Source organism: Nostoc foliaceum FACHB-393 (assembly GCF_014698505.1).
GTDB classification, from domain to species: Bacteria; Cyanobacteriota; Cyanobacteriia; order Cyanobacteriales; family Nostocaceae; genus Nostoc; species Nostoc foliaceum_A.
Map to the genome: position 1 here is coordinate 92,650 of NZ_JACJTD010000025.1, position 20,670 is coordinate 113,319.

General features: G+C 43.9%; 13 protein-coding genes and 1 tRNA gene. 5 read left to right on the forward strand and 9 right to left on the reverse strand.

Translation table 11 applies throughout. The features are described from left to right. Positions 1-199: 199 nt before the first annotated feature. Positions 200-5,557, reverse strand: coding sequence for a choice-of-anchor I family protein (locus tag H6G92_RS20745; RefSeq protein ID WP_242059253.1), 5,358 nt, complete (start codon positions 5,555-5,557; stop codon positions 200-202). Positions 5,558-6,499: 942 nt separating this feature from the next. Between H6G92_RS20745 and H6G92_RS20750 the strand changes: the two genes are divergently transcribed. The 3 genes from H6G92_RS20750 to H6G92_RS20760 all read left to right on the forward strand — a co-directional run bounded on the left by H6G92_RS20750 (position 6,500) and on the right by H6G92_RS20760 (position 9,693). Then, entirely contained in the window at positions 6,500-7,810 is a 1,311-nt protein-coding gene (locus tag H6G92_RS20750) for a Tudor-knot domain-containing protein (protein ID WP_190895490.1), read from the forward strand. A gap of 219 nt (positions 7,811-8,029) precedes the next feature. Continuing rightward, complete coding sequence (locus H6G92_RS20755) at positions 8,030-9,148, forward strand: phosphotransferase enzyme family protein (protein WP_190895491.1); 1,119 nt, start codon at positions 8,030-8,032, stop codon at positions 9,146-9,148. Then, positions 9,145-9,693, forward strand: a complete 549-nt coding sequence (locus H6G92_RS20760) for a DOMON-like domain-containing protein (RefSeq protein WP_190895492.1) — start codon at positions 9,145-9,147, stop codon at positions 9,691-9,693. The genes H6G92_RS20755 and H6G92_RS20760 overlap by 4 nt, the downstream gene beginning before the upstream one ends. 290 nt (positions 9,694-9,983) lie before the next feature. Here H6G92_RS20760 and H6G92_RS20765 read toward each other — a convergent pair. The 7 genes from H6G92_RS20765 to H6G92_RS20795 all read right to left on the reverse strand — a co-directional run bounded on the left by H6G92_RS20765 (position 9,984) and on the right by H6G92_RS20795 (position 18,324). Continuing rightward, a tRNA-Lys gene (locus H6G92_RS20765) sits at positions 9,984-10,055 on the reverse strand. Positions 10,056-10,117: 62 nt separating this feature from the next. Further along, positions 10,118-12,367, reverse strand: a complete 2,250-nt coding sequence (locus H6G92_RS20770) for a sensor histidine kinase (RefSeq protein WP_190895493.1) — start codon at positions 12,365-12,367, stop codon at positions 10,118-10,120. A gap of 428 nt (positions 12,368-12,795) precedes the next feature. Then, the gene (locus tag H6G92_RS20775) at positions 12,796-12,975 is read right to left on the reverse strand and encodes a hypothetical protein (protein ID WP_190895494.1); all 180 of its coding nucleotides are present in this window, start codon (positions 12,973-12,975) and stop codon (positions 12,796-12,798) included. 246 nt (positions 12,976-13,221) lie between these two features. After that, positions 13,222-13,785, reverse strand: a complete 564-nt coding sequence (locus tag H6G92_RS20780; protein ID WP_190895495.1) for a hypothetical protein — start codon at positions 13,783-13,785, stop codon at positions 13,222-13,224. Next, positions 13,785-15,023, reverse strand: a complete 1,239-nt coding sequence (locus H6G92_RS20785) for a glycoside hydrolase family 10 protein (RefSeq protein WP_190895496.1) — start codon at positions 15,021-15,023, stop codon at positions 13,785-13,787. Before H6G92_RS20785 ends, H6G92_RS20780 begins: the two co-directional genes overlap by 1 nt. Before the next feature lie 594 nt (positions 15,024-15,617). Then, positions 15,618-17,555 carry an ATP-dependent zinc metalloprotease FtsH gene (gene ftsH / locus H6G92_RS20790; RefSeq protein WP_190895497.1) on the reverse strand — a complete coding sequence of 646 codons (1,938 nt, stop codon included), beginning with the start codon at positions 17,553-17,555 and terminating at the stop codon, positions 15,618-15,620. 100 nt (positions 17,556-17,655) lie between these two features. After that, positions 17,656-18,324: a DUF1614 domain-containing protein gene (locus H6G92_RS20795; protein WP_190895498.1), complete on the reverse strand. Its 669-nt coding sequence runs from the start codon at positions 18,322-18,324 to the stop codon at positions 17,656-17,658. A gap of 233 nt (positions 18,325-18,557) precedes the next feature. Here H6G92_RS20795 and H6G92_RS20800 point away from each other — a divergent pair, with 233 nt between their 5' ends. Together H6G92_RS20800 and H6G92_RS20805 are read left to right on the forward strand one after the other, a co-directional pair. Further along, the gene (locus H6G92_RS20800; protein ID WP_190895503.1) at positions 18,558-18,749 is read left to right on the forward strand and encodes a hypothetical protein; all 192 of its coding nucleotides are present in this window, start codon (positions 18,558-18,560) and stop codon (positions 18,747-18,749) included. Between the two features lie 90 nt (positions 18,750-18,839). Next, on the forward strand, positions 18,840-19,991 hold the full coding sequence (locus H6G92_RS20805) for an AI-2E family transporter (protein ID WP_190895499.1): 1,152 nt from the start codon (positions 18,840-18,842) through the stop codon (positions 19,989-19,991). Between the two features lie 214 nt (positions 19,992-20,205). Here the strand turns inward: H6G92_RS20805 and H6G92_RS20810 are convergent, their stop codons facing one another. After that, positions 20,206-20,529: a DUF928 domain-containing protein gene (locus H6G92_RS20810; protein ID WP_242059254.1), complete on the reverse strand. Its 324-nt coding sequence runs from the start codon at positions 20,527-20,529 to the stop codon at positions 20,206-20,208. Positions 20,530-20,670: the final 141 nt, after the last annotated feature.

Genomic DNA, 20,670 nt, shown 5'->3' on the forward strand with positions numbered 1-20,670 from the left:
AGGGAATTAGAGCAATACTACGGGTCTTTTACTATCCAGCATCGCCATTTTACCTGCATGATAGCGATCGCCAGCCATTGTTCTCTCGTTTATCTCGTTCCCAGTCGGAGCCTGGGAACGAGCAAAAACTTATCAAGCTAGGTTTTTTAGGACTTGTGTGTACGCCATAGCCGACGGGCGAGAGGGACGGTTTTTTGTATTAAACAAAGACGAAACGAGTATCTGTTGCCAAATTTGTATTTCGGTTTAATCCGTTTTCTACAACAGCAATCAATTCCGTCCCATTATTGGTGAAGATGCCAACAGCAGATCGATTTATAGACACGGCTGATGCTGACCCTAGCGAGTAATTGTTAGCAAGTCCCTTTATCTGAATCTTATCATCTGCTTGGAAGTTGACAATATTGGCATAGTCACGATTTTGGGAACTGGTATAGAAAACCGAAGTGGCATCACCCAAGACGTAAGTATCTGCCCCCTTATCACCGTTGAGTAGGTCGATTTCGTTTGTGCTATCCCCCCAACCAATCAGGAGATCATTACCATCGCCCCCAGAGATTATGTCACTGCCAGTTCCTCCTAAGAGTGTGTCATTGCCATCGTCCCCAAGGAGTAAGTCGGTGCTTCCCTTACCATCGAGGTAGTCATTGCCTTTTCCCCCGTCGATCGCCTCGTTGGCATCACTGCCGATCACGCGATCGCTCCCAGCTAGAGCATTGACTATGTATCTGTTTAAACCAGTAAGTTGACTGGTAAAGATGATGTCGTCGCCAGATGTCGCCTTGTTATTAGCAACCGTCAGGTCGAAGGTATCACTAACATTGCCACCTTTACCATCAGATGCGGTGACTGTAACTGCAAAAATGCCGATTTGGGAAATAGTACCGGATATCAAACCTGTGTTTGTAACGATACTAGAGCCGATGGGTAAACCCGTAGCACTGTAGCTGAGGGTGTCAGCTTGATCGATGTCAGCAAATTTGTTACTGACATTGAAAGAAAACGACTTATTAGTAGAGATGATTTGGTCGTCAAGGGGTTGGACTACCGTGGGGGCATTGTTTGCAGGTAGATTAAACCGAGCCACACTAGGATCATGATCGCTATCCTGGTCAAAAAACTCTGAGTTGATGTGAACTACATCATACCCATCCAGCTTGTTGAGCAAGTTATTACTCACTAAAACATGGTCAAGTGTCTGGGCATTGCCTTGAAAATTATAGGTATAACGCTCGTTTTCCGGCAGAGTTTCAATTAAGGAAGTCAGCCCAGCACTTTCTAAAATGCTGACAGGGTTGGAAAATTCAAAGTCATTCAAGTCACCCACTACCGCTACATTGGCGTTGGGGTCGATTGCTAAAATACTCTCTACAAAGTTTTTCACCACCGTAGCTTGTTGCTGGCGCTGAGTTTCGCTAGTGAGGGTTGGTGGTTGATTTGGCCCGTATAGCGGTTGGTCACCGCCTTTAGAATTAAAGTGGTTGCCAATTACATAAACAGTTTGACCGTTGAAAGTAAATTCACCAACTAACGGCTTACGACTGCTAGTAAAAGCAGAGTTGGCGGGGTCAAGGCGACCAGGACTGGCAGAAAGTGTGGGAACACCATTAACATCGGTAACTATGGTGTTAGTTAGGGAGCCGCCACCAGGGGTATCCACAAACTGAACTCGGTCGGGATTAAATAAGAAGCCCTGCCGGATATTGCCACCAGGTTCACCGCCATCTTGATTGTTGACTGGGTTAATTTGGCGGTATTCATAGGTGGGGCCGCCCGCAGCAGCGATCGCCTCAATTAGTGTTTGATAAGTTGTGCTAGCGTCAACTACGCCGTTATTTGTCGCTCCGTTATTGTCCTGAATTTCCTCGATAGTAAGGATATCTGGCGATTGCAGATTATTGACAATCCGGCTGGCAAGATTGTTAAACTTGGTTGCACCATCACCTGGGTCAAGGTTTTCGACATTGAAGGTAGCAACTGTGAGTTGGTTGGTGGTGGCAGTTAAATTAGTGACTTCCTTACTCAGCGAATTTGAGGTAACAGTTACCGATGTGGGCAGAACTTCGTAGTTGTTAAAGCTATAATCGACCACACCTGTAATAGTGCCGAGAGTCGCACCCACGTTAACGTCGGGGGATCTACCAGAGGTAAACAGCGTGTCATCAATTTGGATACGCTCTGGATTAAAATCATTGGAACTGACGAGAATACCGCCACGCGCTGTGCGTCCTGTGGCATTCGCGCCATTGTCTGCCAGCACCCAAATTTCACCAAAAGAATTTGTCGGGCTAGTTGCCAGAGGATTATTTACCTGCACCACCATCCCTTCTAAGCTTTCATAGAAGTCGATACCATCCTGGACAGGATCAAAAGTGGTTGTGCCAGTTTCGATATTACCAGTAGTATCGTTATCGATTACCGTCGTTGGGATGGTTCTGCCGCCATTGCCAAGAATTGTGGCAGAGGGCAAAGCATTACCACTGGAAACAGTGACAATTGTGGGAGTGGTAATTTGTGTTTTAGTCAAATTATTGGCATCGCCGCCCGGACGAAACTCCGTAACGGTTCCACTGACCAACACGGAATCTCCAACGGATACGCTTGGGGCTGATGAAGTGAAGACAAAAATACCTTCTGAGGTGCGCTCGTCGCTGTCTGGGGTGGGGTCTTGCAAGTAGAAACCATTACTCGCCCTAGCTGTCACAATTCCCGCTACATTGCTGACGGTCTGATTTCTAAAGGATGAGATATGCCCTGTTCCCTGAATATCACTAATCCGAACGGATGGGGTTACTTCAAACACAGCAACCGTTTTGCTGACTTCGTTCGTGGTGACTAATAGAGGCTTGCCTGTGGGACTGTCAGCCGCCGAGACAAAAGTTAGCCCTTCGATCGCAATATCTTCGGGGGTGTTGATGTATTGAACGAAGGTTGGCTTGTTGGGATTTGTCACCTCATAGACGATGACATCGCCGGTGCGTTCTAAACCAATAAAAGCATAGGTGCGGTTGTTGATAACTCCAGTCACCACACCTTCAGGTTCAGGCCCTTTGTTATCGCTGCGGGTGTCAAAGCTGGCAACTGTGCCATCTGAGTTAAACAGAGTTGGTACTTTGGTTGCCGTAATTTGTTCAAATTGGTCGCCACTGTCGAATATCTGATTGCCGCTTCCATCCCAAATCGAAAAGGAACGCGCCCCAAATGCTTCGATGCGATCGAAATCTCCGTCCCCATCGATATCACCGGTGGCGTTGGTTAGTTGCAACCGTCCCAGATTGGCATTATTTTTTAGGGTTGCAGCATTAGGAAAAATGGTTGGGTCTAAGATATATCCGGCTGCGCCAACCCGGATTTCTTCGCTAAAACCAGTGTAATCGCGGGAATCTCCTTCGTTGGCGGTGATGTAGTAGGTTTGTCCGTTGGCGGTGAAGCTAGCGATCGCATCGGGTTGATATAACCCAAATACTGGCCAATTCTGAATATTGATTTTACCAGTACTGCTGGTTAGGTCGCGATCGCTAACATCTAATCCATTACCTGGGAGACTGTGATTTTTAACACCGAGGGGCAAAATGCTGGTGATGGTGGCGCTGGCAATATCCAGAATAGCGATCGCATTGTTTTCTTGGAGGGTAATATGCGCGGTTTGACCGTCTGAAGATACAGCAATGTACTCTGGTTCTAGGTCTTGTGCCACCGTCGAGCCGGGCCCAGTAATCCGCACGCCTGCGGCTTTGAGTGTGGCAATCTGACTATTGAAGCTGGTAAATGAGGCTTGGGCAACGGTTGCATTAGCCACGCCACCGGAAATATCAATAATGCTAACTGAACCTTCAGGATCTACCGAATTTGCTTGCCCGTAGCTATTGGGTTCTCCTTCATTTGCTACTAATACCTTCGTGCCATCGGGCGTAAAGGTCAGCATATCTGGTAATGCACCCACTGCAACCGAGTTCAAGAAGCTGCCACTGGCAGCATTGTAGAAACTCACCTGTCCTGTCTGTTGGGCGTTTGTGGTGGTGTTTTGAATGGCGTAGGCGACTGCAACAATCCCATTTTTGACCGCAACGCTGTTGGGAATAGCTTGTGTGCCTGCGGGAGGCGTAAATCCTGTTGTTAAAGAACTAGCCGAGGTCAACGCACCTGTATTGCTGACATTATAAATTTCAACTATGCTGCCAGCTACAATAAATAGGCGATCGCTTCCAGAATCAAAGGCGGATATTTCGGCACCATTTGTACTGGTGAAGTCGCCAACTTTCTGCAAAAAGCTTGAGTTGTTGTTGGTAATCGTAATATTTTGCGAAGTGGTACTGCCCAGAATAATGCCTGCGGAGGGTGTAGCAATGGTCAATATTGCAGTTTCTGTCGCTTCTGCCATCGCATCATCGGCAATGATAAAGGTGACAGAACCTGTGGTTTCTCCACTCGGAATGGTGATGATATTATTGGTCAGGTAGAAATCCCCGGCGGTGATACCTGTTCCCGAAACCCCTAAGCTAACGGTCTGATTGCCAGATACGGCACTGGATGCAGTAGCAGTAACGGTGATAGCTGTTGTGTTTGCTTCCAAGCCAGCAGTAGCGCTGAGGGATAAGTTGACAATTGGAAACGCAGCAACTTCATTATCTGTTACCGTGATGCCAACAGTACCGTCAGTAAAACCTGTGGCTGAAGCAGTTATCGTTACTGACTGAGAGCCATCAAAAATTAAATCGTCTTCAGCATTAATAGAAAAGGTTGCAGTCGGACTATTGCCAGTGAAGGTGACAGTTGTGGGTACTGTTGCCTCAGTTGTATCATTACTGCTTAAATTTACTACCAAATCTGATCCAGAGGTGTCTAAGCGAGTCACCGTGGCTGTAGCAGCGTTTGCACCAGCATTTTCAGCAAATGAGTTAGGAGTAATACTTAGAGACAAAGCTGGTGCGGTAGAACGTAAACTATTGATATAAGTGGTATTAGCGCCGCCATTGGACAGACCAGGTGTGGTTGAAGCAAATGCAATTCCTGTTGTCCAGTTAGTAGTAGTAGTTGCGCCAGCAAGGTTTGAGTTTAATGTATAGCCTGTGTTATTTGTACTGGAGCCAAAATCGATATTTGCTGCACTCGTAAATGCTCCTGATGCAGTCCCAATATCTACAGCAAATCCATCTGCTGAAATAGTGGCACCAGTATTTGAGGTATCAACCCAAACAATATCATCAGCAGCAATATCTCCATTATTTCCACTGTTGGCGTTAGGTAGAAAGGAACCACCAGCGTTGAGAGCTATATTCCAGTCGCCACCTAATGGGTTATAGGATGTGTTCTGAGTAATACCTGTAGTTCCACCAACTGTGATGAGAGTTCCAGCCTTGAAGGTGGAGGCTATGGAACTAACATTTGTAAATTTATAACCAGAAAATTTAGCGGCTTTGGTGGCTGTTGAGTCTCCAAAAAAGAAAGACTCAAGCTGTGTAGCAGTCAAGTCTTCAACAAGCAAAAACTCGATGAATTCGTCAGTTGTGGTCAAGTTTCCACCACGATAAAATTCATTAATGATAATCTTGGGCATAAAAATCTCTTCGTTTAATTGTGTGAATCGAGTTAAACTTTTAGAGCAAAAGTTCGTATATTCAAATACGAATACACTCAGTGTTTATATTTAATTAAGATCAACTTTTTGGCTTGTTTAATTTCCAAATTCGCAGGTTCAGCAATGGTTGAAGAACTACCTGAAAATTTGGTAATCAAGAATAATCACTTGCTGTAATAAAATGCATCAAAATGTGGTTTTCATACAGATAAAATCATTTACACATTCAAGATACTGAGAGTCAAATAGGTGTTTTAGACTCATTGGTGGCGCGATCGCCTCCCATAGCCACAAAAGAATGGATGCAAAAACTTACTTCAAAGTTTGGGCGATCGCAATATCCGTAAGGAAAAACTTGGGCATCTATTCAAAAAACAGCTACATACCTTACTAGTATTAATTCGTATTCAGCAACCTCAAACTATCCCAGTAACGTTAAGAAACCGCTATCAATAGGTTAAAAAAACAAATATGTTGATACTGAGTTGCGCTCAGATTTAGACTCACAAGTTCAAAAAGTCAGCAGATGAGAGGTCAAAAGAGGCAGGGGAGCAGGGGGCAGGGAGCAAGGGGGAAAACTGAGACGGAAGCGACTACTCTGCCCCAGTAAGATCGCCCTTTATGGCGGGGCTTCATACCCATGTTCCGCTCCACGGCAACTCTTGGAGACGCTGCGCGAACGGGGCAGGGCTTGCTCCCCCTGCTGCCTGCACCCTGCCCCGGAGCTTCTTGGTGATTTTTTGGCTAGCGATCGCCAGTTGTTATTTTTTGGTCAGGTCAGGGAACTCTATTAATACGGTTCAGTAATTCGCGCAGCCTTGACCAGAGAAAGGCTTCCCGTAGGGTAGCCACTGGCATTGGTTGTTGTGGGTTTATTTGAACTGTGTTGTAAGGATAATTTGGAGTTTTGAGGATCGGCTGATGGATAAATCAATTATTCAGTTGGTTGACGAATTACCGACTGACAATATCACTGTCAAAGTTTTAAATGCTCTTGATTATGTAGCGCCAGGTGAGTGGAGCAATTTGACGGGGTTTGAGAATAATATTCGCAGCATTACAGGAGTTACCGATGCTAAGGTAATCCAGAAAATCCGCGATCGCGCCGTTGTTCTATACGAAGATCCTCAACAAGGCTACCAGTTTGCAGTCAAACTTTATCAAACAATTGATAAGGCAGACACAGCTATGGCAACGGCGGCTTTAGCGAATAAAATTAGTGAGAAAATCGGCTTTCTGTCTTTTTTAGGCAACATTACTCCCAAAGCTGACGTAACCCAATCCATTGACTTAGTACTAAAAATCGCCGTCGAAATCATCGCCTTTTGCAAACTAAATGGCATTCCTCAACCGAATCCCCAAGAGTTTGCTAATTCCCTTGCTAACAACTATCAAAATGCATCCTTAATGCGGATGATAGCTCTAGTTTGTATAGACGGAATTCTGCCCTTAGGCCCCGACTTTCTCAGCAAGATTCAGGGAGTTATTAGTGGCACTGATGCCGGCGCAATAACTCAAAATCCGGTTTTCTTAGCCATCAATAACTTTCTACCAGGTAGTAACCCCTCTGATAAAGTTGGTTTTATTAGTCAAGGTTTCAACTCGGTGCAAGGTTGGATGAATAACTTAGTATCCAAAACAGGCATAACCCCGCAATCAATTTCTAGTCATTTAGGTAATTTTATTCAGATTGCTGATGATAATTTAGATTTTGTCGCAGCATTCTTAGACCAAACTACCAATTATTACGAACATACAGGAATTCAAACTGTCGTTCGCAGTTTAATTTTGCAAGCCTATGCTTTAGTAAAAGAAGAAATTAAACAAGAGCAACAAAAGCCTATTCAAGATGTTTCGTCAGCTTCTGCTGTCAAGTCAGATAAAAATCAGTATGAAGTCAGCAAAACAGTAGAAGTCTGGGATGGTGAGGAAGAAGATTGGTATCAGGGAACAATTGAGAAAATCCAAGATGACCAATTCTTTATTCATTACCTTGGTTACGGTTCATCTTATGACGAGTGGGTGGGCGAAGATGACATTCGGACTCGCGATCTTCGCTCCACAGATGACAATGGATATGCAGTGGGGCAAAAAGTAAAATGTTGGGATGATGACCAAGAGGCTTGGTATTCTGCAACGATTGAGCAAATCCAAAATCAGCAATACTTTGTTCACTACATTGGTTATGATTCATCCTATGATGAGTGGGTTGATAGCGACGAGATTTCCTAATTCCTGAATTAGCATGGGGCCGGCGAGAGCAATATCTCCGATGAGTTATTCAGTGTCCCGCCCTGTGCTGGCATACAGTACTTTTAAAACCGACCAGTGGAGGTTTTTGTAGCATTAGGAAACAAACCCTTTTTAATTACGAATTATTTTGACACTTGCGCTACGATATCCCCTATTGCCTTCGTGCAATTTAGGTGAGGAGTAGCGCAGGTCAAACACATGACAGAAGAATTCAATACACAGGGCGCAGAGAATCTGGTTGCGATCGCTGATCAATTCGCTGGGGTGGGGAAGGTTACAGGTGTTAAAGCTTTTGGAAGTGGTAATATCAATGACACCTTTTTAGTGACTCTAGATTTTTCAAAAGAACAACACTTTATCCTGCAACGCATCAATACGCAGGTATTTCGGCAGCCACAACTGATTATGCAGAATATGCGTACCTTCACTGAGCATGTTCGCAAACGGTTACAGCACATCTCCCTGAATCGTCGCTGGGAAGTGCCACGCGTACTATTAACCAAGGATGCCCAAGACCACTGGAGGGATGCAGACGGCTCCTTCTGGCGAGCGATAAGCTTTATTGAAGGCTCACAGTCTTTTGATACTATGCGCGATCGCTCACACGCGCCAGAAATCGGTTATGCCTTGGGGATGTTCCACAATCTAATTAGCGATTTGCCACCAGAAGAACTCGCCGACACCCTTCAAGGGTTCCATATTACACCGCTTTATCTCCAGCATTACGAGGAAGTGTTGGCGAAAACTAGTGTGCGTCAATCTTCGGAAGTCAATTATTGCTTACAGTTTGTTAGCGATCGCCAAAGTTTTGCACATATCCTAGAAAATGCCAAATCTGAAGGCAAGCTACCCCTGCGTCTGATGCACGGCGATCCAAAAATCAATAATGTCATGTTTGACACTGTTACCCAGCAAGCCGTCAGCGTCATAGACCTGGACACCGTTAAACCCGGTCTGGTACATTACGACATTGGTGATTGCCTGCGATCGGGTTGCAATCCAGCTGGAGAAGAAACCGAGAATAAGGAAAGTATTTATTTCGATACTGATCTGTGTCAGGGAATCCTAAAAGGTTATCTCTCCGTGGCAAAGGCATTTCTTACAGAAAATGACTATGCATATATATACGATGCAATTCGGCTAATTTCTTTTGAATTAGGATTGAGATTCTTTGCTGATTATTTAGCAGGGAATATCTACTTCAAAGTTAAACACCCAGAACATAACTTGGCAAGAGCGATCGTCCAGTTTAAGCTTACTGAAAGTATTGAATCCCAAGAAATGCAGATTCGTAACATTATCAAAGATATGAAATGAATAACCAGACATTTTCCCTGCAACCTTTCCCTTCTAATCAGTCTCTGCCTAATTTGAAAATTGCAGGTAATATCGCTAGAAATTCTAATCAACTTGCCATCTGTTATATGCTTGGAGGTGACATCAAAGAAATTGCGTTACCAAGGCTCACTCCACCATCAAATACGCCATCACGCGAGCATGAATTGTGGAAAGATACCTGCTTTGAGTTCTTCCTTGGCATCAGAAATTCTCAACGATATTGGGAATTCAACCTCTCCCCAGGTGGGCACTGGAATGTCTACCGCTTTGATGGCTACCGTCAAGGTATGCAAGAGGAAACAGCCTTTGAAAAGCTACCGTTTAATGTTCATAATCAAGGAGACGGTTTAGCACTTGCCTTGGATGTAGATTTGGATAAAATTATCTCGGCAGAACAAGCTATTGAAGTTGCCATTACTACAGTTCTTAAACACAGAAATGCCTCGATGAGTTACTGGGCATTAACTCATCGAGGCGGGGAGGCTGACTTTCATTTACGAAGCAGTTTTATCATTGAGTTGTGATACCATTTCACTTTAATAATGATACAAATACACTGGTAAGGGCATGGCATTGCCATGCCCCTACACCTAGCGATATAATGTTGTACCGCATCTGAGTGGGAATCGCTATAATAAGTTCTTAGGAATTATCTAGATACAGCTTTGATAGCTAACCTATAAACAAAAATTATATTAATAAGTAAAAATAATAGTTCTCTCTTCCTGTAACTATCCACCTTTATTGTGTCTCTTGGCTTAAATTAAAGTTATCCTCTGAGAGAAAAGTGAGAGAAAATTTGGATATCTGGAGGTGGGTGACGAGGGATTTGAACCCGCAACCAATAGATTAAGAGTCTACTGCTCTACCGTTGAGCTAGTCACCCACACGAATAACTATCATAGCAGACTTCTGACAATTTAGCTAGTGCCGCGCCCAAAAAACGAATTAAAGCGGGAATTTGATGGTGAAGGTGGTTTGACCGGTTCCACTCGCTACATAAATTGAGCCGCCTAAATGTCTGACCATTTTCTGCACTAATGCCAATTCCAGTCCAGTGCCGCTATGTTTCCAAGGATCATGTTTGGAAAGGTGATAGAATGGCTCAAAAATCCGTGACAGTTCATTGCTGGTAAGCTCTAGTCCAGAATTACTAATATTAAGCTCTACTGCATCGGTTGTTAGGTGAGCAGAAACTGTGACGGTCTCACCTGCCGGGGTATATTTGCAGACATGGTTGAGTAGTTCGGTGATAATCCGTTCCAGATCGGTGATATCTGTCTCTAAAAGCGGGAGTGCATGATCAATACTCAGGTTTAACTGCTGTCGCTGGCAGCTGGTGAGGTCTCGAAAAGACTCGACAATCGGGTTAAGCCAACTTTGTAAGTCAATGGCAATCAAAGTTGGGGGATCGGGTTCGGCTTCTAGATATGTGAGTGTGAGTAGGTCGTTAATTAACTTGCTTTCTCGCCCACACTCGTTATGCAGAATCTGCAAGAGTTGTGGAACTATTTCTATATCTAATATTTCTTCTGGTGTGAGGACACTTTCGAGGGTTTGGACTGCAAGGCTGATGCTAGTTATTGGTGTTCGCAGTTCTTGAGACAGGTTTCTAAGAAATTGGTTTTTGAGGCGATCGCATTTTTCTAGTTCTTTAACCTGTGCCTGGGTTTGTTGGTAAAGTTGGGCTTGACGAATAGCGATCGCACATTCACTTGCAACCTGCTGTACTAACTCAATTTCAAATTCATCAAATGCCTCTTGTGTTGGTCTTGTCAGCCAAATATTTCCCAAAATCCCTTGAGTATCAAAAATTGGACAAGCCATCTGGGACATAACCAACAACTTTGGTTGCCATCCCGGCACAATTTCCAAAAATTGCAAAGCTTGTTTTTGCAATAGCGGCTGATAAACTTCAAGACGGTCTGCAATTTGTCTAGTCAATCCCTGACACTGGGGTAAGTTAATGCTGTACTCGTAGGTAATAGTTACCAGGGTTTGGCAGGTGCTATAGAGTTCGATTTGGCAACGATCAAGGTTGAGTAACTCTGCTAATTCCTGGGTGAGAGTCTGCAACACCTGATTTTCATCCAGACTGTCGCGGATTTGTTCTGTCATGCGTCGCACCAAGGCTTCAAAGTTTCGCACCTGCTGCAATTGATTTTTATGCTTCTGTTTGTGCAACTCTAACTTTGCTTTGAGATCCTTGATTTGCTGACGAAGTTCTGCCTGTCCAGCAGCAATGCCGATTTGAGTTGCCAATTGTTTGAGTAAGTCAGTTTCTGTTTGCTGCCATTGACGCGATTGATGGCAATGCTGGGCAATCAATAGCCCCCACATATCTTGCTCTTTGAAAATCGGCACGACTAGATTGGCTCTCACCTGCAAAGATGCCAGAAAATCTATATGGCAAGGATGCAACCCAGCTGCATAAATATCTTCGATAACTTGAATGCAACCTCGCCCGTAGTGTTCTCGATGTTTGCCACCTAAGCAGGGATCGGTAATATTTTTTCCCAACAGGGGATCACTCGCAGTCACAGTTGATTCTGCAATGATTACTCCACTGCCGTCAGTCTCGAAGCGATAAATTAGGATGCGATCGCAATTCAAAAACTGCCGGAGTTCAATTGTAGTCTGATGCAGAATTGTCTCAAATTCTACACATTGGTGAATCCGTCCAGCGATCGCTTCTAGCAGTTGCTCCCGTTCAAGCTGGAGTCCAACTGCTTGTTCTGCTTGCTTCACAGGAGTGATATTGCTACTAGTACCAATCAGTCGATAAATCCGAGACTTAGCATCCCGTAGCGGGGTGAGAGTAGTACTCCACCAAGTCGGCACCCCCTGGAATTGCAAACATTGTTCATAAGAAATAGTTTTGCCGAAGCGCACACATTCAGCGTAATGCTGACGCACCTTGGCAGCATCGATTGGCGAAAGAATATCTTCTGGTTTTTTACCTCGGAGATCATCTGAGCGAATACCTATCCACTGCTCATGAGTGGGATTAAGTGCCACATACCGAAAATCTCCGTCCTCCAGAACATCAACTACAAATATTGATGCCTGCACAGAATCGTACATGCTCAGTATAAACTGCTCAATACTACTTTTCTCATCTACTTCTGTGCCGAAGAGAATCTGAGGTGGTGATAATTTTGTCAACTCTATAGTTGATTCCGTTGGATTTATATTCATGCGAGAGTCCCTGTCTGGTATTACTGACTCTTCTAGGCGCTCTCTTGTAATTATGCTTGTAGTAGATGCACTTTAGCGCCTATAGCAAAGTATTGTCAGCTGTTGCTCATCGAAATTTGGATCTTTCTCTACTTCTTGTCAGAAATCTAGGAAAGCTAAGTAGGAGTCAGCTTAACAAATCCTGCTTTTTGAAGGCGAAAATACATTTGCAGGTTAGGGCAAACTTACTGAAATTTGATTTTTAACGGTTTTTCAAGATTATTGCATATATCTAAGTGCATATATCAGTATACATAAATTAAATTTACAATTTTTAATAAATTTATTGGTCAAGGGTGGGGAATGGGAAGAGACATTAGAAAGTCGGAAGGATGCTCAATTCCATCCTCAGTCCAAGATGGTTGCGTGGCTTGTCTACAGGTTGCTTGCTATTCGTTTCGCTTCAGCAATTGTTCTAAGATTCTATCCAACCTTTCCACAGCAGAATTAGTTGACATCTGATTTTCTCGTAATTCAAGTATTACCCCGTCTAGTACAGCGTTTCGCGCTTTAGTTGTATCGATAAAATCGTCAGTCTTCTCTACAAATCTGTCAATTTTTTCACCCATAACTTGAACAGTTATAGATATATATAAGTAAGTCCGATATTATAGCGGTTCTCGTTTATGTGAGGTACACCCGTAGGGGCACGGCACTGCCGTGCCCCTACACCTAGCGATATAATGTTGTACTGCATCTGAGTGGGAACCGCTATATATCTATGTTGGCATGAACTGATATAAAGAAAAGCTATTTTTTCAACAGGTGTTTATGTACACATGCTATCATGCCGGCGCGAACAAGAGAATAGGAACTCACGACCGCAACTTGTGAGCATTCATTCCTGTGAGGATACCAACCAGCAGCCAAGTAATAGCTAATCCCATAACTTCGCCGAAGAATAACTGCATTAGGTGGCGCAAGATCATCCCCACAACAGAACCCACAGGGACAGCAACAGCCCAACTTGCCGAAGAGGCAAATATCCATCGCCACGGCATAGGCTGGGGAATTGCCAATGATTGTGCTAATCCAATCCCCAAGCCGCCAAGCGCACCATAAATCGTCCCAGACAGGATTCTCACAGGGAGAATTTGAGTGCTAGGTACAATCCAACCCACGGCACCAATACCGATAGCGGTAATGATACTCCAACCTAAAAGACTTGACAAAATCCACCTGATACAGAAGATAGGTTCTTTGAGAAGACAACCTTGAGGAAGTGCGATCGCAAATCCGCCAATAGCCGCCTCTACTACCCCAATATCTGGTTTCTCGCCAACTTCAATCAAGAGTAAACTCAATAAAAAACCGCCAAAAGTAGCGAAAGTCCACAGCAATGTAAAGCTAAATTTAGTATTTTCCGACGCGGGTGGCATCAAACTTTCTTTATTTTTAATGGTCTGACAGTTTTAGCATTAAACATATCAAAAAAAGCTCTGCGTCGCTGTTGGGGTGATTCTGGTACGATGTAACCCCAGAGACTTTCCCAGTAGAAAAAGGAGATACCAGCAAAATTGCGATCGCGCACAACCTCAACTTGTTCTTTAATTTGTGCCATTTTCACAGGATTACGCACCGTTCCCGTTGATATACCAATACCTACAGGAATTAGACTTTGAGCCAATTTTATTGATGATTGTTCCAGTTGAGCGATAAAAGAGTTTTTGTCATTTCGATAAACCTGCAAAATTAACTCATCAACCAAACCTTTTTTTAACCAATTTTCCCAATCTTGCAAATAATATTTATAGGCAAAAGCTTGATAGTTGGGAGACAGAGATATTTTGACTTTGGGTTTAACCGCCTTCACCGCTTGATAGATTTCTGCCATGAAATCAGTAATTTTGTCTGCTCGCCAACGCATCCATTCTGAGTTAAAAGGATCACCAGGGGGATTTTTGCCTTGATGCTCTTGCTGGTAGAGTTCAATAGTGAAGCGATCGTAGCCAAACTGTACAGGCATCCCAAAATGGTCATCAAGCTGAATACCGTCTACATCGTAATCCCTGACTACTTCCAAAATTAGCTCTTGGATAAACTCTTGCACTTGCGGATGTAAGGGGTTCAACCAGGCCAGCTTACTTACCAAAACATTGTCAATTTCTTCTGGTGGGGCATCTTGGGTAGACCTTATACCTTCTTGCCCAATTGTCAACCAGTCAGGATAACGCCTTGCTAATTGTGAATAATGCGGTGTCATGAACCCGTATTCAAACCAAGGAATGACTCTCAAATTTTTATTTTTGGCAAGTGTTACTATCTTTGCTAAAACATCCTGTCCACCATGCATAAAGTTGAGCAAAGGTTGAGTATCTGATCCTGTAGTCATTTTGGCCACAGTACTTTTATAAAAAGTATGTCCTCGATTCCAAACTACAGGATAAATTGTATTAAAGTTTAGAGATGATAATTGATTTAGAGCACGGTTAATCCCCCAAGGGACAAATAGTACACCACTAGCAACATTAGTGATCCAAACGCCGCGAATTTCTGTAGTTAAAGGTCTTGTTTTTTGGGAATAAACTGGCAGTGAAGAGGGTGAAAAAACTGTTAAAACGACTACTAATCCCAAACACAGCAAGTAAGAAATACAACGGCGAGCAACCCGATTCATTTGTAAGCGTGACCTAGTGCGATCGGAATATATATAACTACAAAATAAAGTTGTAATCCTCCGGATAATGTAAAGAAATGATGATTTTAATGCCAAAATTTAAATTAATCAATGTGCCCTACTGGACAATTATCGCTATTTTTAATTCTGTGAAATATAAGAGGCCATGATGTGCGTGGTTTCATTATGTTAAGCGCACCCCTCAAACTTTCGTTCCCAGCCGGAGGCTAAAAACGCCCCTCATTGCAATACTGCTCGGGTTTTGCATTTTTAACTCGGCATTGGGTTTGGGGTAAAGGTTAAAGGTTTTTTCTTTCCCCTTTCCCCTTAACCGACAAGTATTGCCCCTCATTGGTTCGCAATGACAGATAATATCATGTCCGGTAAAAGACTTATCATTAAGACCGCAGGGGGCAGGGGGCAGGGAGCAGGGGGAAAGAGAGTTTTAAGATTTTTGCATAGATGCCCTGAATAATAACTAATTAAGCGGACATGATATCACACTAAAGCGATAATACATGGCTGACTGAGTTTGACGTAAAAAAGCGATCGCTCTTGAAGTAGGCGATCGCTTTTCAATTCAATCTGCAATTATTAAACCAGCAGTGTTTGCAGCAGTGGTTTATCTTCCGATATCTTACCCGTCCGCAACCATTCTTCCATTTCAGCCGGTACTTGAGCTTGGGTTAGGCGATCGCGCAAATCTGCGCCTTCGAGAATTTCTCGTTGCAACAGTTCCTCTGCGGTCTGCTCTAGTAAGTCGCGGTTATGTTGCAGAATAGTCAAGGCAATATGGTGAGCATTATCCACCGTCTGCTTAACTTCCCGGTCAATTTCTTCCGCCACTTTCGGACTAATAGCCCGACGCGGGTTACTGTAACCTTCAAGAAACTGCTGTTGACTCTTCTCAAACGCCACTGGCCCCAGTCGCTCGCTCATCCCGTAAAGAGTAATGGCTCGTTCTGCCAACTCAGTAGCTTTTTGGATATCATCAGCAGCGCCGGTAGACACTTTGCCAAAAACGATTTCTTCAGCAGAACGTCCACCCAAAAGGATAGCAATGCGTCCGCGAATTTCGTCTTCCAGCATCAAAAAGCGGTCTTCTTCCGGCATCTGAATTGTGTAACCCAATGCACCGACACCACGAGGTACAACGGAGATTTTTTCAACTTTACCAGCACCTGGCATCAACGCACCGATGATCGCGTGACCAACTTCGTGATAGGCGACAGTTTTCTTCTCTGTGTCATTCAACACGCGAGAGCGTTTTTCTAAGCCAGCAACCAAGCGTTCAATAGCTTCGTTGAAATCTGCCATTGTCACAGATTGGCTATTTCGCCGTGCAGCTAACAGGGCAGCTTCATTTACAAGGTTGGCTAAATCTGCTCCAGCAAAACCAGGAGTTCTAACAGCAATCTTGCCCAAATCGACATCATTGGCTAATTTGACATTTCTGGCGTGGACTTTGAGAATTGCTTCCCGACCAATTTTATCAGGGCGATCGACAACAACTTGCCGGTCAAATCGACCAGGACGGCGTAAAGCCGGGTCGAGAATTTCTGGACGGTTAGTGGCGGCGATGATAATCACGCCTGTGTTGGCATCAAAGCCATCCATCTCGCTGAGTAACTGGTTGAGAGTTTGTTCGCGCTCATCGTTACCACCCATAATTGGCCCAGCACCGCCACGAGATTTACCTAGTGCGTCTAACTCGTCGATAAACACAATACAGGGAGCTTGTTCTTTGGCTTGTTCAAACAAGTCGCGGACTCGTGCAGCACCCACACCCACAAACAGTTCGATAAATTCTGAACCAGAAATGCTGAAGAAAGGAACAGCAGCTTCACCTGCGATCGCTTTTGCCAATAATGTTTTACCAGTCCCCGGAGGCCCTACCAGCAGCACACCTTTCGGAATTTTTGCCCCTAGTGTGGTGTATTTACCAGCGTTTTTGAGAAAATCGACAATCTCTTCTAACTCCGCCTTGGCTTCATCTACACCAGCCACATCACTAAATTTTACACCAGTGCTGCCTTCAGAATAAATGCGGGCTTTGCTTTTACCTACCGTTAGCGCAGCCGGGCCACCTTGGCGACTCATTAACAAGCCCCAAATCCCAAAGAAAATTAACGGTGGTGCAACCCAACTAAGTAAAGTGCCAATCCAGGCATTTGGGTTTGGTGGTGGTGCAGCAAACTCGACATCATGCTCACGCAGAATTTTCGGCAAATCTAGATCAATGGCTACTGGTGTAGTAGTAAACACTTGTTCAGTGGGTTTACCATCTGGAGTTTGAGTTTTGATCGTGTATTCAATGCGATCGCCACCCACAATCGCTCGATCTACCTTCCCCGCTTCTACTTGAGCCAGGAAAGTGCTATAGGGAACTTGTAGCGATCGCGATACAAAAAAACTCGGAACAATAAAGTTCAGTAGTAGTAACAACAAGGTTAGTAAAACTAAGAAATTCCCACCAAACCGCTGAACTTTGGACGGTTTGATGGATCTTTTGTTATTAGTTTCAACTGGCATTTTGATGTACCCTCCAAATTTGTCTTTATTCGTGCAGCGTCTGTTATCATGTCTGCGGCGGGCTGCGCGATGTTTTTTGCAAATGACCAATGACTCTTTTTCAACTCAATAACAGAGCAAATAGACCACACAAAGCAATGCCATCAAAGACACCAGCACCGCCGATGCTGAGTACTCCTGCACTCATGGCCTGAATATCTTTGAGATGTAGCAAATCAGCACCAATCAAGGTTCCGAGTACACCACCAGCAAAGGCTACAGGAGCAGCATGGGGTGCAGCGATTAACATTGCAAATAAAGCAGCCGTCAGGGGAGCCAGTAAAGGATTCATTTGGATACCGATTCCTGGCACTACTCGCGCTGCATAATAGCTAACGATAGTAACAATGGCAGTTACTAGCAAAATTGCTAAAGCATTTCCCTGAGTAAATTGGTACAGTGCCAACACCACCGGAATTAAGCCACCGCCGACATTCAGCGCTACCACAGTCGAGCGTTGCACTTTCCTTAAAGGAATACCCCAAAATTCACTTAACCACAGGGTTGCGAAGTCACCTGCTAGTTGAACGTCAGTTACTAGACGGTATAGGGGTATATTTATAGTGCTGGTAAAAATTACTAGCACAAGCAATAAAAAAGCGATGTTGGGAGAAAACCCCAGCTTGGCTACTGCGATTTCCACTACATCTACTGCTACAGCAAACCAAATGAATGGTAGTAGTAGTAACAATACTAGAAATAGTAGTAATGAAACTGGTAGGTAAATCATGAGATTAGGAAATTTATGATTGTGTCATATCTCACACAAAAACACATCGAAAGATACTGTATTAGTTAATTCAACAAATGCTTAACTAGTGATTATCTTGCTCGGAATTGTGGTAGGTATAAGTCAACAATGTGGGCAAGAAAGTATGAACTATTAGTTTCTATTCTAGAAAGTAGATAGTGCAGCCTAAATTCGTGCATACCCAACAGAAAAATGTGTATTACCGTACTGTTATGGAAAATCAACTAGGATTAGTTCTGAAACTGCTTTTACTCTCGGCTTTGTTATCGGTCTTGATTAAGTACGCAGCGCCAAGTCTATTAATTCCGGCGACAGCAACCAACGCGCTGATTATAATATTTTTGCCGATTGTGATTATAGCGATCGCATTACTGTGGCGATTCCAAGCACAGAAACAAACTTAACTCAAACCATCTACGCACAAGTGACTAAAATCGGCTAACCTAGCTGAATTACAAGAAAATTGCATCTCGCCAACCGTTGGGAGTCAGCCTGTGAACCTCGGTCAATGGATCGGCTTAATCGCCATAGTTCTTTCTTTATATATCCTGTGGCAAATTCGGGAAGTGCTTTTGCTCATGTTTGCCGCAGTTGTCTTAGCCACCACCTTAAATCGGCTAGCGAAACGCTTCCAACGCTTTGGCATGAGGCGGGGATTTGCCGTCCTCCTAGCAGTAGCTATCTTTTTGGCAGGTGTCGTGGGTTTTTTCTGGCTAATTGTGCCACCTTTTGCACAGCAGTTTCAAGAACTAACCTATCAAGTTCCTAAAGGGTTTGGGCGCTTTAATAGTTGGCTTGATGCCCTGAGAACTCGTATTCCTCCTGAGTTAGTTCCCTACATCCCAGATATCAATAGCCTCATTCAACAAGCACAGCCCTTCGTCAATCGGGTACTGGGAAACTCCTTCGCCTTTGTATCTGGCTCTTTGGAAGTCGTCCTCAAGATTTTACTAGTGTTAGTTTTAACAGGAATGATCTTAGCCGACCCCGTGGCTTACCGCAAAGTCTTTGTGCGGCTTTTCCCCTCATTTTATCGGCGGCGGGTAGATGGGATTTTAGATAAATGTGAAGTCTCTTTGGAAGGATGGATTACAGGCGCTTTCATTGCCATGTTTGTAGTGGCGCTGATGAGTCTGGTTGGCTTATCAATTTTGGGCATAAAGGCAGCACTAGCTTTAGCAATTTTGGCAGGATTTTTGAACTTAATTCCCAATCTGGGGCCAACAATTAGTGTAATCCCAGCAATGGCGATCGCTCTGTTGGATGATCCCTGGAAAGTTGTCGCTGTCTTAATTCTCTACTTTGTTATTCAACAGGTTGAGAGTAATTTCATCACACCAATTGTGATGGCACAGCAAGTTTCGTTGCTGCCAGCTGTAACCTTAATTGCCCAACTATTTTTCGTAACTTTCTTTGGCTTTTTAGGATTATTTCTGGCGCTACCTCTGACTGTTGTCGCTAAAATTTGGTTGCAAGAAGTACTAATCAAAGATGTTTTGGATGAATGGGGCAATAAACATACAAAAGAGACTGAGTTTGTGATGATTCCTGAATCTCCTGGAATAGATGATAAGTGGACAGCAGAAAGTCCCGATATTAATCGGGAGCGACGGATTGATGATGATATCTTGCAAAAAGAAGATTAGTAGGGGCACGGCATGCCGTGCTCCTACACCTTGCGATATAATGTCGTACCGCATCTAAGTGGGAACCGCTATATAAACCGCGCTTCCATAGCCTGCCGTTAGGCAAGCAAAGAGAGGTTGGGGGAGAGATTCTTGCAGGATTGCTGAATTGGTGTTCTAGGGGGGTTAGGTTTCCGAGGCTTTGATGTTACGAAAAATACTTTTAAAACATCCTCTAAGGTTTCTCCGAGAAAATCGGTTCTGCTGCAATATCATCTAAGCGGATGCTGCTTAACAAATTCCGCCACTCTGCTTTCAGTGCTGCATCTTTAGGATTTTTATCACGTAGTTCAGCCAGTATTGTCAGTGCTTCGTACCATATTCCATTTTGGGCATAGATAGCATAGCGCTTTAGAAGTTCTGTAGTTTGTAGCTCTTTGACTACGGTTGGATTCAGTTCGACTCTTTGTATTACCCCTTCGACGAAAGTCGGAGGAGAATTTTTTTGTTGGTCACAGTTGATGGTGAAAAACCAGCGATATTGTTTGTTTAGCGCCAAGGCAGGAGCAGTGCTAAGCTAATCAGCATTTAAATTGCAATATAACCATTATTTCCTTTGTTTTTTATATTTCGATGCCACTTAATGACTAACTCACCCTGATTCAATAGCTTATCAAGTATTGACTTCAACTCATCTACT

Excerpts from the sequence above, each read along its gene's own strand:
- H6G92_RS20755 (WP_190895491.1), top strand. The coding sequence starts at position 8,030 with ATGACAGAAGAATTCAATACACAGGGCGCAGAGAATCTGGTTGCGATC.
- H6G92_RS20780 (WP_190895495.1), bottom strand. The coding sequence starts at position 13,785 with ATGCCACCCGCGTCGGAAAATACTAAATTTAGCTTTACATTGCTGTGG.
- H6G92_RS20800 (WP_190895503.1), top strand. The coding sequence starts at position 18,558 with ATGGAAAATCAACTAGGATTAGTTCTGAAACTGCTTTTACTCTCGGCT.
- H6G92_RS20785 (WP_190895496.1), bottom strand. The coding sequence starts at position 15,023 with ATGAATCGGGTTGCTCGCCGTTGTATTTCTTACTTGCTGTGTTTGGGA.
- H6G92_RS20775 (WP_190895494.1), bottom strand. The coding sequence starts at position 12,975 with ATGGGTGAAAAAATTGACAGATTTGTAGAGAAGACTGACGATTTTATC.
- H6G92_RS20770 (WP_190895493.1), bottom strand. The coding sequence starts at position 12,367 with ATGAATATAAATCCAACGGAATCAACTATAGAGTTGACAAAATTATCA.
- H6G92_RS20745 (WP_242059253.1), bottom strand. The coding sequence starts at position 5,557 with ATGCCCAAGATTATCATTAATGAATTTTATCGTGGTGGAAACTTGACC.
- H6G92_RS20760 (WP_190895492.1), top strand. The coding sequence starts at position 9,145 with ATGAATAACCAGACATTTTCCCTGCAACCTTTCCCTTCTAATCAGTCT.
- ftsH (WP_190895497.1), bottom strand. The coding sequence starts at position 17,555 with ATGCCAGTTGAAACTAATAACAAAAGATCCATCAAACCGTCCAAAGTT.
- H6G92_RS20795 (WP_190895498.1), bottom strand. The coding sequence starts at position 18,324 with ATGATTTACCTACCAGTTTCATTACTACTATTTCTAGTATTGTTACTA.
- H6G92_RS20750 (WP_190895490.1), top strand. The coding sequence starts at position 6,500 with ATGGATAAATCAATTATTCAGTTGGTTGACGAATTACCGACTGACAAT.